Here is a 14883-nt window from a genome sequence, read left to right as displayed (position 1 = left end):
CCCCGGCGACACCCCGCATCGTCCCGCGACACGATCGCGCGCCGGAGGCGAGAGTGGTTCACAGTGTCAGGCGGCGGTCACCGGCGGGCGATGCAGGCGCATCGGCGCCTCATGGCGTGCAGTTCTGCACGCACCCGTAACTGGTGAGGATGCAGAGACGCACGAGGTTTCTCCAGCGCCTCACCCGCACCACGATTCACAGCCGCGTGCAGAACTGCACCGCGGCGCTCCGGTGCGGGGTCAGTCCTGCTCGGACTGCTGCGCGCGGCGCCAGCGGATGCCCGCGTCGATGAAGCCGTCGAGATCGCCGTCGAAGACGGTCTGCGGGTTGCCGACCTCGTGGCCGGTGCGCAGGTCCTTGACGAGCTGCTGGCCGTAGAGGAAGTACGAGCGCATCTGGTCGCCCCAGCTTGCCTTGATGTCGCCCGCGAGCTCCTTCTTCTGCGCGGCCTCCTCCTCCTTCTTGAGGAGCAGCAGGCGCGACTGGAGGACGCGCATCGCGGCGGCACGGTTCTGGATCTGCGACTTCTCGTCCTGCATCGACACGACGATGCCGCTGGGAAGGTGCGTGATGCGGACCGCGGAGTCGGTCGTGTTGACCGACTGGCCGCCGGGGCCGGACGAGCGGAAGACGTCGACCTTGATGTCTGCCTCGGGCACGTCGATGTGGTCGGTCGACTCGATCTGCGGGATCACCTCGACCGCCGCGAAGCTGGTCTGGCGCTTGTCGGCCGAGCCGAACGGGCTGATGCGGGCGAGGCGGTGCGTGCCCGCCTCGACCGACAGCGTGCCGAACGCGTACGGCGCGTTGAGCTCGAAGGTCGCGGACTTGATGCCGGCGCCCTCCGCGTAGGAGGTGTCGAGCACCTTGGTCTGGTAGCCGTGACGCTCGGCCCAGCGCAGGTACATGCGCAGCAGCATCTCGGCGAAGTCGGTGGCGTCGTCGCCGCCCGCACCGGAGCGGATCGTGACGACGGCGTTGCGCTCGTCCCACTCGCCGTTCATGAGGGTGCGGACCTCCATCGCGGACAGGTCCTTCTTGAGCTTCTCGAGCTCGGCCTCGGCCTCGGCGAGGGTCTCCTCGTCGTCGGCCTCCTCGCCCATCTCGATCAGCACCTCGAGGTCGTCGATCCGGCGGCCGAAGCCCGTGACGCGGTTGAGCTCGGAGTTCGCGGCGCTCAGCGCGCTCGTGACGGCCTGGGCGTTCTCCTGGTCATCCCAGAGGTCGGGAGCGGCGGCCTTCTCCTCGAGGTCCGCGATCCGCTCCCTGAGCTTCGTCGGGTCGAGCACCGCCTCGATCTGCTCGAAGGTGTTGCGCAGCGCCGCGATCTCGACAGGGAATTCAGTAGCCACGAACAGACAGTCTAGTGGCCGCCCGCACGGGACCTCCCCGGGACAGCGGAAGGCCCCGACCCCCTTGTGAGGAGCCGGGGCCTTCCGGTGCGCGTCAGCCGTATCCCGAGCCGGCGCGCAGATCTGGCGCTACTTGGCGGCCTTCTTGGCGGCGGCCTTCTTCGCAGAAGCCTTGGCGGGGGCCTTGTCGGCCTCCTTCTTGGCCTTGCGGTTCGCGACCACCTCGTCGAAGGAGGTGCCGTAGTACGCGGCCTCCATCATGATCTTCATGTCCTCGAGGATCGGCAGACGCGGGTTGGCCGGCGCGCACTGGTCGGCGTAGGCGTTCATCGCGAGCGTGTCGAGCGAGGCCATGAACTCGGCCTCGTCGACGCCGACCTCCTGGAAGGAGCCCTCGACGCCGCACTTGGCGCGCAGCTCGGCGCACGCGTTGGCGTAGGACTCGATGCCCTCCTCGGGGGTCGAGGCCGGCAGACCGAGGTGCTTCGCGATCATCTGGTAGCGCTCGGGCGCCACGTAGGACTCGGCCTTGGGCCACGAGGTCGGCTTGGTCGGGACCTTGCCGTTGTAGCGGATGACGTGGGGCAGGTAGATGGAGTTGGTGCGGCCGTGCGCGACGTGGAACGTCGAGCCGGTCACGTGCGACATCGCGTGCACCAGACCCAGGAACGCGTTGGCGAACGCCATACCGGCGATCGTCGCGGCGTTGTGCATCTTCTCGCGGGCCTTGATCGCGGCGCCGCCCTCCTGCACCGAGGTCTCAAGGTTGTCGAAGACCATCTTGATGGCCTGCAGGCACAGGCCGTCGGTGTAGTCGTTGGCGTAGACCGAGACGAACGCCTCGGTGGCGTGCGTCAGGGCGTCCAGACCGGAGTCCGCGGCGACGCGCGACGGGAGGTTCGCGGTGAGGACCGGGTCCACGATCGCGACGGTCGGCGTGAGCGCGTAGTCCGCGAGCGGGTACTTGCGGCCGTTCTCCGGGTCGGAGATCACCGCGAACGGCGTCACCTCGGAGCCGGTGCCCGACGTGGTCGGGATGCACACCAGCTTGGCGAGCTCGCCCAGCTTCGGGAACTGGAAGGCGCGCTTGCGGACGTCGAAGAACTTCTCCTTGAGGTCGGCGAAGTCGATGTCCGGGTGCTCGTACAGCAGCCACATGACCTTCGCGGCATCCATGGGCGAGCCACCGCCGACGGCGATGATCGTGTCCGGCTTGAAGGCACGCATCGTCTCGGTGCCCTTGCGCACGGTCGAGACGCTCGGCTCGGGCTCGACGTTGTCGATGATCTGGACCGAGACCGGGTTCTCACGACGCTGCAGCATGTCGAGGACCTTGTCCACGATGCCGATCTGCGTCATGGTCGCGTCGGTGACGATCGTCACGCGGTTCACGCCGTTCATGTCCATGAGGTACTGGATCGCGTTGGGCTCGAAGTAGGTCTTCGCCGGCACCTTGAACCACTGCATGTTGTTGTTCCTCCGGGCGATGCGCTTCACGTTGATCAGGTTGACCGCGGTGACGTTCGCGGAGACCGAGTTGCGGCCGTACGAGCCGCAGCCGAGCGTCAGCGAGGGCATCAGGGCGTTGTAGATGTCGCCGATGCCGCCGTGCGAGGAAGGCGAGTTGACGAGGATGCGGCTCGCCTTGCAGATCTTGCCGAAGTCCTTGATGAGCTCGTCGTCCTGCGCGTGGATCGCGGCCGAGTGACCGAGGCCGTTGAACTCGACCATGCGCTTGGCGTAGTCGAGACCCTGCTCGGTGGTCTCCGACTTGAGGACGGCGAGCACCGGGGCCAGCTTCTCGCGGGTCAGCGGCTCGCTGTCGCCGACGGTCGAGACCTCGGCGAGGATGATCGACGTCTCCTCGGGAACCTCGAAGCCCGCCTGCTCGGCGATCCACTGCGGGGTCTTGCCGACCACGTTCGGGTTGAGCTTCGCACCGGCGCAGTTCTCGCCGTTCGCGGCGACGCCGAAGATGAACTCCTCGAGCATCGTCTTCTCGGCCGCGGTGGCCTTGTAGGCGTGGAGACGGCCGAAGAGGCTCAGCGCCTCGTCGTAGATCTCCGCGTCCAGGATCACGGCCTGCTCGGAGGCGCACACCATGCCGTTGTCGAACGCCTTGGAGATGACGAGGTCGTTGATCGAACGGTCGAGGTTGGCCGACTTGTGGACGTAGGCCGGGACGTTTCCGGCACCGACGCCGAGCGCGGGCTTGCCGCAGCTGTAGGCCGCCTTCACCATGGCGTTTCCACCGGTGGCGAGGATCAGCGCGACACCGTCGTGGTTCATGAGCTCGCCTGTGGCCTCGATGGAGGGGGTCTCGACCCACTGGATGCAGAACTCGGGGGCGCCCGCGGCGATCGCGGCGTCGCGCACGATCTTGGCGGCGGCGACCGACGACTTCTGAGCGTTCGGGTGGAACGCGAAGATGATCGGGTTGCGGGTCTTGAGCGCGATGAGCGACTTGAAGATCGCGGTCGAGGTCGGGTTGGTCACGGGGGTGACACCGGCGACGACGCCGACGGGCTCCGCGATCTCGATGATGCCCTTGATCGGGTCCTCGTTGATGATGCCCACGGTCTTCATGGGGGCCATCGAGTGGGTCACGTGCTCACACGCGAAGATGTTCTTGACGGCCTTGTCCTCGAACACGCCTCGGCCGGTCTCCTCGACCGCGAGGACGGCGAGCTCGCCGTGCTGGTTCAGCGCGGCGACGGAGGCCTTCTTCACGAGAAGGTCGACGTCGTCCTGCGTGAAGGTGCTGTACTGCTGCAGCGCGACCTGCGCCTGCTCGACAAGCTTGTCGATGGAAGCCGCGACATCGACCGCCTGGGCGGGAGCATCGGCCTTCTGGTCCGGGGCTGTGGTGGTCATCTCTCACTCTCTCCTCTACCGGGTTCCCCCATCGGGTCCCGACACATAGAAATGTAAGACGGATCAACGCCACATGCTCGGTGCCAAGGTCCCGGGGACCATGGGCCCAAATACCAGGGGGTTTATATGCCCCCGGGGGTGTATTTTCCAGCCATTTCGATCGGAAATGAGTGCTTCTGAACACCCGTAAACGAAAGCGACGAGGCGGGCCCGATCTCATCGAACCCGCCCCGTCCGCCCCTCCTGCAGGTCATCCGGTGAAGAGCACCACAGCCTTCACCGCGGTCATGGTCACGCCGTAGACCAGACCCGTCGCCACCAGCGCCCACAGCACATACGCGAGCGGGTTGGAGCCCGTCGTCGGCTTGCCCTTGCCTGTCGTGTCCGTCTTGTCAGCCATGGCTCAGCTCTCCTTCCTGGCCCCCGCGTAGGCGGGGGTCCCCTTCGCCAGCGACTGGTGCCGCTCATGGTCAGGAACCGCGTCGGCGTGCTCGTGCCACTTCGCGGACACCGGCCGCACCAGCAGGTTCGCCACGAACCCGACGAGCAGGATGCCGACCATCACCAGCAGCGACGGCCGGTAGAGGTCGGCGCCGCTCAGGCCCTGAGCCTCGAGCAGGTCCAGGACGCCGTTGATGATGAGCGGGCCCGCGACGCCGGCCGCTGACCACGCGGTGAGCAGGCGCCCGTGGATCGCGCCCACCTCGAACTCCCCGAACACGTCCTTCAGGTAGGCGGGGATGGTCGCGAAGCCTCCGCCGTAGAAGGAGATGATCAGCACCACGAGCAGCACGAACAGCGTGAGGTTCGCCGGCCCGAACAGCGCGACCGCGGTATACGCGAGCGCTCCGACCCCGAGGTACATCACGTAGGTGGACTTGCGGCCGATCACGTCGGACAGGCTCGACCAGCCGATGCGGCCGCCCATGTTCGCGAGGGACAGCAGCCCGACGAAGCCCGCGGCCGCAGCGGCGGTGACCGCCGGGAAGTAGTCCTCGATCATCGGCTTGGCGTTCTCGAGGATGCCGATGCCCGCGGTCACGTTGGTGAACAGCACGAGCCACAGCATCCAGAAGGAGAAGGTCTTGATCGCGTTCTTGGCGCTAACCTGCCCGCCGCTCGAGACCTTGGAGACGTGCTCCGACGGCTCCCACCCCTCCGGGACGTAGCCCTTCGGCGGAACGCGGACGACGGCCGCGCCGAGCAGCATCAACACGCTGTAGATGGCACCCAACGTGAGGTATGTCGGGACGAGCGCCTCGGACTCGGTCGCGGCGTAGTTGCTCAGCATGAACTGGCTCAGAGGAGCCGCGAGCATCGCGCCGCCGCCGAAGCCCATGATCGCGAGCCCGGTCGCGAGGCCTGGCCGGTCGGGGAACCACTTGATGAGCGTCGAGACCGGCGAGATGTAGCCGAGCCCCAGGCCGATGCCGCCGATGAAGCCGTAGCCGAGATAGACCACCCAGAGCTGACCGATCGCTACGCCGAGCGCCGCCACGGCGAAGCCGCTGCACCACGCCAGCGCGGAGATCACCATGGTCTTGCGCGGCCCGTTGCGCTCCATCCACCGGCCGCCGAACGCCGCGGACAGGCCGAGCATCACGATGGAGATCGAGAAGATGACACCGATCTGCGTGTGGGATGCGTCGAAGTGCTCAAGCAGCGCGGGCTTCAGGACGGAGTAGGCGTACACCTGGCCGATGCTCAGGTGGACGGCGAGCGCCGCCGGCGGGACGAGCCACCGGTTGTACCCGGGTGGCGCAACCGTGCGCTCTCGGTCGAGGACGGACATCGTTGTCTCCCTTCGAGGAGCAACTGGCCGCGAACCACGCTGTCCGGGGCCCCGTTGCTCCGTGTTGCCCATGCTCGCGGTCGGGGAACTGAGAACGAAGGGACCTAGGTCCGGCTTTTGGCTGTCGGAGGGAGAAATCCATCGAGACATCGGGTACCAGGGCCCGTTCTGGCTTGACAACACTCCTTCACGTGTGAACTGTCGCCGTTTCGTGGAGTATTCGCGACGAGCGTCGGCCCGCGTGCGATCGGCGGAGATCTAGGACCTTGTGCCCAGTGGACCCCCAGCCCCTCCGTGCATACCCTGGGGGGTATTGAAGGTGCCGAGATCGACGCCCTGAGGAGGACCCATGACCACCACGCAGGACACCCACCCGCCGAGCCCCGCGGCATCGCACGAAGGATCCGGACTGCACCACCTCCCCGTCGGGATCTTCGCCTCGGTGATGGGGATCGGCGGGCTCGCGCTCGCCTGGCAGGGGGCGGCCGCACACTGGCCAGTGCCGGAGGCGATCGGGGATGTCCTCGCGTGGACCGCGCTCGGCGTGCTCGCGGTCGCCTCGCTCGCCTACGGAGCCAAGGCGCTGCGCCACCCCGCCGCCGTGCGCGCCGAGGCCACGCACCCGGTCAAGGCGGCGTTCATCGCGACGATCCCGATCGGCGCGCTCATCACCGCGACCGCACTGCTGCACGTGAACGGGACGGCCTCGACGGTGCTGTGGTGGGCCGGCGCGGTCGGCCAGGCCTCCGCGACGCTCTTCGTCATGCACCGCTGGATCTCCGACGCGAGCATCAAGCAGTTCCACATCCACCCGGCGTGGTTCATCCCGATCGTCGGCAACCTCGTCGTGCCGCTCGCGGGAGTGGAGCACGCCGGCGCGGACCTCAACTGGCTGTTCTTCGGTGTCGGCATCGTCTACTGGCTGGGCCTCCTGCCCGTCGTGCTCGCCCGCCTCTTCGTCGCCGGCGTCATCCCGCCTCGGCTCGCGCCGACCCTCGCGATCCTGGTCGCGCCGCCCGCGGTCGCGAGCCTGGCATGGGTTCGCCTCGGTGGCGCATGGGACGACCCGATGGCCCGCGTCCTCCTCGGCGTCACGCTGTTCCAGGTCTGCCTGCTCGCGGTCCAGAGCGCGTCGCTCAGCAAGGCGCCGTGGGCGGTGTCCGCGTGGGCCTACACGTTCCCGCTCGCGGCGGCCACGCGCGCCTTCCTCCAGGCGGGCGCCGAAACCTCCTGGTGGACATGGATCGGCGGTGCAACACTCGCCATCACCACGGTGCTCGTCGCGGCAATGGCGGTCCGCACCGTCGTCGCGGGAGCCCGCGGGGAGCTCACGGCCCCGGAGCCCGCTCCCCCTAGCCCCGGCCCGGCTGCCTGACCTGGCGCCTGCCGCATCGTCCCTGTGCCACCCGGGGACACGGACGATGCGGCAGTTGCGACGGATCCGGGACACGGACGATGCGTCAGTCGCCGGGGACGACGAAGGCCGGGCCCCTCCCGGGGACCCGGCCTTCGTCACAGCTCGGGGGGATCAGCCGGTGACGACCTCGCCCTCCCAGGCGCCGATGCCGCCCTCGAGGCCGATCGTCGAGGTGAAGCCGTCGGCCTCCATCGTCTCGATCGCCGCGCGCGAGCGGTTGCCCGAGCGGCAGTACACGGCGTAGTCGGCGGACGCGTCGAGCGCCGCGATCTCCTCGGTGAAGGTCGCCGCGCTGACGTCGATGTTGACTGCGCCGGGCAGGTGACCCTCGGCGAACTCCGCCGGGGTGCGGACGTCGATCACGGTCACGCCGGACACCTCGGTCGCGGCGGCGAAGGTCGCGTAGCCGACGTGCGAGCCGTCGAAGACGACGTCGGCGGGCTCGACCGCGGCGGTCTCGGCCGAGCAGGCGGCGAGCGTGGGGACGGTCAGGGTGAGCAGGGCACCGGCGAGTGCGGCGCGGACGATATGCTTCTTCATGCCGCCCACAATACCCCAGGGGGTATGTGATGCGTCAAGCGGCGGGCCTCCCGGCCGGCGCCGCGGATGCGTCCCCTGGAGACGGTCCCGTCGATGCGACGAAGCGGCGCCGCCCGGGCCCGAGCCCACGCGACGCCGCCCCGTCAGAGCCTTCTACTCCGCAGCGACGCGGACCAGCTTCTTGTTGACGAACTCGTCGGCCGCAAGCAGGCCCATCTCGCGTGAGGTGCCGGAGCGCTTCACGCCTCCGAAGGGAAGCTCGGGGCTGTCGGCGAGCACGCAGTTGACGTAGACCATGCCCGCGTCGATGCCGTTGGCCATGCGCTCGGCCTGCTCGGCGTCGGTGGTGAAGACGTACGAGCCGAGGCCGTAGCCGGTGTCGTTGGCGAGCCCGAGCGCCTCCTCTTCGGAGGACACCTTGTAGAGCGTCGAGGCGGGGCCGAACAGCTCCTCCTTGTACACGTCCATGCCCTTGACCACGTCGGTGAGCACGGTCGGCTCGAAGAACGCGCCGGTGCGCTTGCCGCCGGTGACGAGCGTCGCGCCCTGCTCGACGGCCTTGTCGATCTGGGCCTCGAGGCGCTCCGCTGCGAGCAGCGAGGAGAGCGGGCCGATCTCGGAGCCCTCGGCGAACGGGTCGCCCATCACGGTCGCCTTGGTCGCGGCGATGAACTTCTCCGCGAACTCGTCGTAGAGCGAGTCGAGGATGATGAAGCGCTTGGGCGCGTTGCAGGACTGGCCCGAGTTGTCCATGCGGGCCTCGATCGCGCCGGCGACCACGGTGTCCATGTCATCCGTCGACATCACGATGAACGGGTCAGAGCCGCCGAGCTCGAGCGCGACCTTCTTGAGGTGCTGGCCCGCGAGCGCGGCGACGGCCGAGCCGGCACGCTCCGAGCCGGTCACGGACACGCCCTGGACGCGCGGGTCGGCGATGAACGTCGCCGCCTGCTCGTTGGTGGCGTACACGTTGACGTACGCCCCCTCGGGGAAGCCAGCGTCGAGGTACATCTGCTCGATCGCGGCGGCCGACTCCGGGCACTGCGGGGCGTGCTTGAGGATGATCGTGTTGCCGACCGCGAGGTTCGGGGCGGCGAAGCGAGCCACCTGGTAATAGGGGAAGTTCCACGGCATGATGCCGAGCAGCGCGCCGAGCGACGAGCGACGGATCACCGCGGTGCCCTCGCCCAGGATCTCGATCGGCTGGTCGGCCGTGACCTTCTCCGCGTTGTCCGCGTAGAACTCGGTGATGTCGGCCGCGAAGTCGACCTCTCCGAGCGCGTGGGACAGCGGCTTGCCCATCTCGCGCACGATGATCGCGGCGAGCTCGTCGCGACGCTCACGGTGAAGCTCGGCGACCTTGCGGATCAGCGCGGCACGCTCGGCGGGCGTGGTCTTCCGCGCCCAGTCGCTGTGGGCGCCGTCGGCCTTGGCCAGCGCGACCTCCACCTCGGCGTCGGTCATGGTCGGGTACGTGGCGAGCGTCTCCCCGGTGGCGGGGTTGACGACGGCGTAGGCGGACATGCTTCTCCTTCGGTGGTGGAGGTCGGGCTCAGCCGACCGGGATCATCGTGTACTTCGTGGACAGGTACTCATGGATGCCCTCGAGGCCACCCTCACGGCCGAGCCCGGACATCTTCACGCCCCCGAAGGGAGCGGCGGCGTTGGAGACGACCCCGGCGTTGAGGCCCATCATCCCGGTCTCGAGCCGGTCGATCATGCGGTGCCCGCGGGTGAGCGACTCGGTGTAGACATACGACACGAGGCCGTAGTCGGTGGCGTTCGCAAGCGCCACCGCCTCATCCTCAGTGTCGAACGTCGCGATCGCGAGCACGGGTCCGAAGATCTCCTTGGCGAGGATCTCGCTGCCCGCCTGGACGTCCGTGAGCACGGTCGGGGCCAGGAACGTGCCGGGCCCGTCGACGGCGACGCCGCCCGTGGCGAGCGTCGCGCCCTTGGCGACCGCATCGTCCACGAGGGACAGGGACGATGCGACGGCCGCGTCGTCGATGAGCGGCCCGATCGTCACGCCGTCCTCGGTGCCCCGGCCCACGCGCATCGCGGTGACGCGCTCGGTGACGCGACGCGCGAACTCGTCGGCGACGGCCGAGTGGACGATGAAGCGGTTGGCCGCGGTGCACGCCTGGCCGATATTGCGGAACTTCGCGGCGAGCGCGCCCTCGACCGCCTGGTCCAGGTCGGCATCCTCGAAGACGACGAACGGCGCATTGCCGCCGAGCTCCATCGAGACGCGCAGCATCCGATCCGCGGCCTGCTTCATGAGCGCCTGGCCGACCTCGGTCGAGCCGGTGAAGGACAGCTTCTTGAGGCGCGGGTCGGCGAGCAGCGGGGCGGTCACGCCGCGCGAGCTGGACGTCGTGATGACGTTGACGACTCCCGCGGGCACGCCGGCCTCCTCGAGGATGCCGACCATCGCGAGGGTGGTGAGCGGGGTGAGGGCCGCGGGCTTCACGACCACGGTGCATCCGGCCGCGAGCGCGGGTGCGATCTTGCGCGTCGCCATCGCGAGCGGGAAGTTCCACGGGGTGATGAGGTAGCTCGGGCCCACGGGGCGCTGGCTCACCACCATCCGGCCGGTGCCTTCCGGGTTGAGCCCGTAGCGACCGGTGATGCGGACGGCCTCCTCGGAGAACCAGCGCAGGAACTCGCCGCCGTAGGCGACCTCTCCCCTGGCTTCGGCGAGCGGCTTGCCCATCTCGAGCGTCATGAGCAGCGCGAGCTCCTCCTTGCGCTCCTGCACGATCTCGAAGGCCTTGCGGAGGATCTCGCCGCGGACGCGGGGCGCGGTCGCGGCCCACTCGTCCTGGACCGCCGCGGCGGCGTCGAGCGCACGCACGGCGTCCTCGGGGGTCGCGTCGGCCACTGCGGTGAGCACCTCGCCGGTCGCGGGGTCGACCACGTCGAAGGTCGTCTGAGTGGACGAGGGCTGCCACTCGCCGCCGATGTACAGACCGAACGGGACGGCGTCGATGACGGCCTTCTCGGCGCCGGCGAGCCCGCTCATGCCTTCACCCTCGCGAGCGCGGCGGCGACGACGTCGAGGCCCTCGGCGAGGAGCTCGTCACCGATCGACAGCGGCGGCAGGAAGCGCAGGACGTTGCCGTACGTGCCGCACGTGAGGACGACGACGCCCTCGGCGATCGCCGTCCCGGCTACCGCCTTCGCGAGTGCTGCGTCGGGCTCCTTGGTGGCGGGGTCGACGAGCTCGATCGCCATCATCGCGCCGAGGCCGCGCACCTCGCCGATGCGGGGGTCGGCGGCCTTCATCGCGTTGAGCGACAGGCGCATGAGGGTGCCGAGCTCGGCCGCGCGGGAGGCGAGGCCCTCGGACTCGTACACGTCCATGGCCGCGAGCGCGGCGGCGCACGCGACGGGGTTGCCGCCGTAGGTGCCGCCGAGGCCGCCCGCGTGCGCGGAGTCCATGATGTCGGCGCGGCCCGTGACAGCCGCGAGCGGCATGCCGCCCGCGATGCCCTTGGCCGTGGTGACCAGGTCGGGGGTGAAGCCGAACTGCTCGGAGGCGAACATCGTCCCGGTGCGAGCGAAGCCCGACTGGACCTCGTCCGCGATGAGGACGATGCCCTTCGCGTTGCACCACTCCTGGATCGCGGGCAGGAAGCCGTCGGCGGGGACGATGAAGCCGCCCTCGCCCTGGACGGGCTCGATGATGACCGCGGCGAGCTGGTCGCCGCCCACCTGCTTCTCGAGCACCGAGATCGCCTTCTTGGCGGCCTCGGGACCGGTGAGGCCGTCGCGGAAGGGGTAGGACATCGGGGCGCGGTAGATCTCCGGCGCGAACGGCCCGAAGCCGGTCTTGTAGGGCATCGCCTTCGCGGTGAGCGACATCGTGAGCGTGGTGCGGCCGTGGTACGCGTGGTCGAACGCGGCGACCGCGGCGCGGCCCGTGAAGTGACGCGCGATCTTGATCGCGTTCTCGACCGCCTCGGCGCCCGTGTTGAACAGGGCCGAGCGCTTCTCGAAGTCGCCCGGGGTGAGCGCGTTGAGGCGCTCGGCGACCGCGATGTAGCCCTCGTAGGGCGACACCATGAAGCACGTGTGCGTGAACTGGGCCGCCTGATCCTGCACGGCCTTGACCACGGCAGGGTGGGCGTTGCCGACGGAAGTGACGGCGATGCCGGAGCCCAGGTCGATCAGCGAGTTGCCGTCGGCGTCGACCACGACGCCGCCGCCGGCCGCGACCGCGGCCACGGGGACGGTGTGCGCGACGCCCTTCGCCACGGCCGACGCCTTGCGGGCGAGGATCTCCTGCGAGCGCGGTCCGGGGATCGCGGTGACGAGTCGGCGCTCCTGCGCCAGGGCCGGCCCACCAACGGGGGCGGCGGATGCCTCAAGGGTGCTCATAGCGGCGAGCCTAGGCACGCGGCGCGCTTGTCTCATTCGCCGCGATGTACAAGATGTGGCGATTCACTATACGGAGTGGCAGACTGCCCGCATGGAAGCCTCCGGACCCACGATCAGGACGCTCCTCTCGCGCCGCGGGCTCGACCTGCGGCTCGAGAGCGACCCCGCCGATCTGCCCCCCGAGGCGCTGGACAGGGAGATCCGCTGGGTCCACAGCACCGACCTGCTGGACCCGACGCCGTTCCTCTCCGAGGGCCTTGTGCTGCTCACCACCGGAACGCAGTTCGCGGACGCCGCCTCCGACGACGAGTACGACGCCTACGTGGACCGACTGCGACGCCGCGGCGTGCTGGGGCTGGGGTTCGGCACCGAGGTGGTGCGCGACGGCATCCCCGCTCCCCTGTCGCGGGCCTGCCGGACCCACGGCATTCCGTTGTGGGAGGTGCCGTACAAGACGCCGTTCATCGCGGTGGCGCGCGCGAACGCGGAGGCGGTCGCTGCGGCAGCCTACGCCCGCCGCACATGGGCGCTCGATGCGCAGCGCGCCATCGCGCTCGCCGCGCTGAGCCGCCGCGGCACGGACGCGGTGATCGCCGAGCTGTCGCGCCGCTTGGGCGCCTGGGTGGGCGTGGTCGACGCCGGGGGCAGGTTCCTCCACGAGCACCCCGCCGGACGCCTGGACGCCGACGCCGCGGAGCGGGTGCGGGTCGAGGCCGTGGGCCTCACCGCGCGCAGGGTCGCGGCGGGAGGCTCCTTCACCGTCGGCGACACCCCCGTGACGCTGCAGACCCTGGGGCACGGCGGCGGCCAGGGCGTGCTCGCCGTCGCGACGCTGCTCGACGAGCACGAACGGTCCGTCGTCACCACTGCCGCGGCGATCGCGGGAGCGGCGGGCGAGCGCAGGGCCGATCTGGAGCACGGGCGCGAGGTTCTCCGGGCAGGACTCCTCGCGGCGATCGAGCGCGACGACGGAGAGCTTGCCCGCGACGTCGCCGAGGCGGCCGGGATCTACCTGCCGTCCCCGCCGTTCGCCGTCGCGGTCGCCCCGCATCCCACGCCCCGTCTCCTGACCGCGCTCTCGCAGCAGCCGACGCTGTTCGTGGTGCTGTGGACGTCCGAGCTGATCGTGCTCGGCCCGGCGAGCGGCGCGGAGATCGCGCTGGCCGCCGTGTCCGAGCCGGTCGGGATGTCAGTCGCCCACTCCTGGGAGGAGTACGGCGACGCGCTCGCGCGGGCGCGGATCGCACTCACCCGCGGCCACACAGGGCTCGTCCGCTTCGAGGACTCGGCGCAGCTCGGGATGCTCGCCGCGCTTGGGCAGGACGACGCGAGGCAGCTCGCGGAGGCCACGCTTGAGCCGTTGCGCTCACACGACCGCGAGCATGGCACCGCGCTCATGCCGACCCTGGTCGCCTGGATGGGGGCGGAGTGCGCGCACGATGCCGCTGCACGGACGCTTGAGGTGCACCGTCACACGGTGCGGGCACGCATCGAGCTGGCGCAGCGGCTTCTCGGCCTGGATCTTGGATCTGTCGCGGGCCGCTCGCAGGCGTGGGCGGCGCTGACTGCGGCTGGCGTCCTGCAGGCGTAGGTCACGACATAGGCGGGCTTCGCGAGTCAACCGGTGCAGTTGCCTGCCACTACCCATGATCGTGCCAGGCGTAGTACACGCCCTGGCTGATTGCACGCTTGCGGTTCCGTCGACTCATCCACGGGTACGTCGCGCTAATCCACTCATACGCAGCCGAGGCTTGCGCGCGGTGCCATTCTCCTTGGCTGCCGAGATACTCGCGCAGGATGTGGTCTTCAATCGCGCCTCGGCATGACGAAATGGCAGCAACCAATTCCGCCAACTCCGGCTCAGGTCGGTGAGGCAGACGCTCGGCCGCAAGTTCGTCTAGGGCGCGACGCCAGTTGGCTCCGAACTCCAGCGACACCGAATACAGCGCATTGAGATCCGAGTGCTCAGCGCGGTCGTCATTGGCGCGGTCCCGTCGCAGAAGGTGACGCATGGCCGCAATCTAGCAAGCCGTGATCTAGTCGCTCTGCCGACATCGACCCCGTCTCCTCGCTGCTAGTGACGCTTCTCGCCGCTGGCGTTCTCGTGCCTGCCTGACGGGGTGGATTGGCGCGTAGCAGGCTTGCCCACGCAAGTCGCGACTCAGGCGATGTAGACCTTGCGAAGCGTCTCCGTCACGGTCCACCGGGTGGCCTGCCCCTCGGCCAGCCGCACCACATCGCCAGGCCCGACCGAAAGCGCCGGAGCCGAACCATCCGTGAACTCGATCGTCGCGCGGCCCGAGATCACGACGAACACCTCGTCGGCTTCGACGTCCGTCGAGACGCCGGGCGTGTGCTCCCACACGCCCACCTCGACGCCGCCGACCTCGGACAACACGACCGCCCCCGCCAGTGGTGCGCCCGACTCGACCTGCGAGTCGGGCAGCGCCTCCAGCGGGACGGACAGCCCGGCCGCCACCACCGAACGGCCGGGCTCCAGCATCGTCTGTGACTCCGGCGTCGT

General features: G+C 69.4%; 12 protein-coding genes. 2 read left to right on the top strand and 10 right to left on the bottom strand.

What is annotated here, in order from left to right; all coding sequences use genetic code 11:
- Nucleotides 1–240: 240 nt before the first annotated feature.
- The 4 genes from prfB to B7K23_RS08010 all read right to left on the bottom strand — a co-directional run bounded on the left by prfB (nucleotide 241) and on the right by B7K23_RS08010 (nucleotide 6019).
- A complete protein-coding gene (gene prfB / locus B7K23_RS08020; RefSeq protein WP_084125817.1) occupies nucleotides 241–1353 on the bottom strand; it encodes a peptide chain release factor 2 in 1113 nt (370 codons plus the stop codon).
- Between the two features lie 129 nt (nucleotides 1354–1482).
- Nucleotides 1483–4227, bottom strand: a complete 2745-nt coding sequence (adhE, locus tag B7K23_RS08015; protein ID WP_084125816.1) for a bifunctional acetaldehyde-CoA/alcohol dehydrogenase — start codon at nucleotides 4225–4227, stop codon at nucleotides 1483–1485.
- A gap of 250 nt (nucleotides 4228–4477) precedes the next feature.
- A complete protein-coding gene (locus tag B7K23_RS15715) occupies nucleotides 4478–4627 on the bottom strand; it encodes a hypothetical protein (RefSeq protein ID WP_159451358.1) in 150 nt (49 codons plus the stop codon).
- 3 nt (nucleotides 4628–4630) lie between these two features.
- Nucleotides 4631–6019, bottom strand: coding sequence for an OFA family MFS transporter (locus B7K23_RS08010; protein WP_084125815.1), 1389 nt, complete (start codon nucleotides 6017–6019; stop codon nucleotides 4631–4633).
- A 349-nt stretch (nucleotides 6020–6368) separates the two neighbouring features.
- Here B7K23_RS08010 and B7K23_RS08005 point away from each other — a divergent pair, with 349 nt between their 5' ends.
- Nucleotides 6369–7394 carry an SLAC1 anion channel family protein gene (locus tag B7K23_RS08005; RefSeq protein ID WP_084125814.1) on the top strand — a complete coding sequence of 342 codons (1026 nt, stop codon included), beginning with the start codon at nucleotides 6369–6371 and terminating at the stop codon, nucleotides 7392–7394.
- 153 nt (nucleotides 7395–7547) lie between these two features.
- On the opposite strand, the gene B7K23_RS08000 is transcribed toward B7K23_RS08005, so the two are convergent.
- The 4 genes from B7K23_RS08000 to gabT all read right to left on the bottom strand — a co-directional run bounded on the left by B7K23_RS08000 (nucleotide 7548) and on the right by gabT (nucleotide 12359).
- Entirely contained in the window at nucleotides 7548–7976 is a 429-nt protein-coding gene (locus tag B7K23_RS08000; RefSeq protein WP_084125813.1) for a rhodanese-like domain-containing protein, read from the bottom strand.
- Between the two features lie 153 nt (nucleotides 7977–8129).
- Nucleotides 8130–9500 carry an NAD-dependent succinate-semialdehyde dehydrogenase gene (locus B7K23_RS07995; RefSeq protein WP_084125812.1) on the bottom strand — a complete coding sequence of 457 codons (1371 nt, stop codon included), beginning with the start codon at nucleotides 9498–9500 and terminating at the stop codon, nucleotides 8130–8132.
- Between the two features lie 28 nt (nucleotides 9501–9528).
- Nucleotides 9529–11001, bottom strand: coding sequence for an NAD-dependent succinate-semialdehyde dehydrogenase (locus B7K23_RS07990; RefSeq protein WP_084125811.1), 1473 nt, complete (start codon nucleotides 10999–11001; stop codon nucleotides 9529–9531).
- On the bottom strand, nucleotides 10998–12359 hold the full coding sequence (gene gabT / locus B7K23_RS07985) for a 4-aminobutyrate--2-oxoglutarate transaminase (RefSeq protein ID WP_084125810.1): 1362 nt from the start codon (nucleotides 12357–12359) through the stop codon (nucleotides 10998–11000). Before gabT ends, B7K23_RS07990 begins: the two co-directional genes overlap by 4 nt.
- Before the next feature lie 91 nt (nucleotides 12360–12450).
- Here gabT and B7K23_RS07980 point away from each other — a divergent pair, with 91 nt between their 5' ends.
- Nucleotides 12451–13950: a PucR family transcriptional regulator gene (locus B7K23_RS07980; protein ID WP_084125809.1), complete on the top strand. Its 1500-nt coding sequence runs from the start codon at nucleotides 12451–12453 to the stop codon at nucleotides 13948–13950.
- A gap of 49 nt (nucleotides 13951–13999) precedes the next feature.
- Here B7K23_RS07980 and B7K23_RS15480 read toward each other — a convergent pair whose 3' ends face one another.
- A complete protein-coding gene (locus B7K23_RS15480) occupies nucleotides 14000–14371 on the bottom strand; it encodes a hypothetical protein (RefSeq protein ID WP_143338157.1) in 372 nt (123 codons plus the stop codon).
- A gap of 149 nt (nucleotides 14372–14520) precedes the next feature.
- Nucleotides 14521–14862 carry a cupin domain-containing protein gene (locus tag B7K23_RS07975; RefSeq protein ID WP_084125808.1) on the bottom strand — a complete coding sequence of 114 codons (342 nt, stop codon included), beginning with the start codon at nucleotides 14860–14862 and terminating at the stop codon, nucleotides 14521–14523.
- Nucleotides 14863–14883: the final 21 nt, after the last annotated feature.

The sequence above is a fragment of the Demequina sp. NBRC 110054 genome (assembly GCF_002090115.1).
Taxonomy (GTDB): domain Bacteria; phylum Actinomycetota; class Actinomycetes; order Actinomycetales; family Demequinaceae; genus Demequina.
This window is presented reverse-complemented; position numbering and strand designations above follow the sequence as displayed.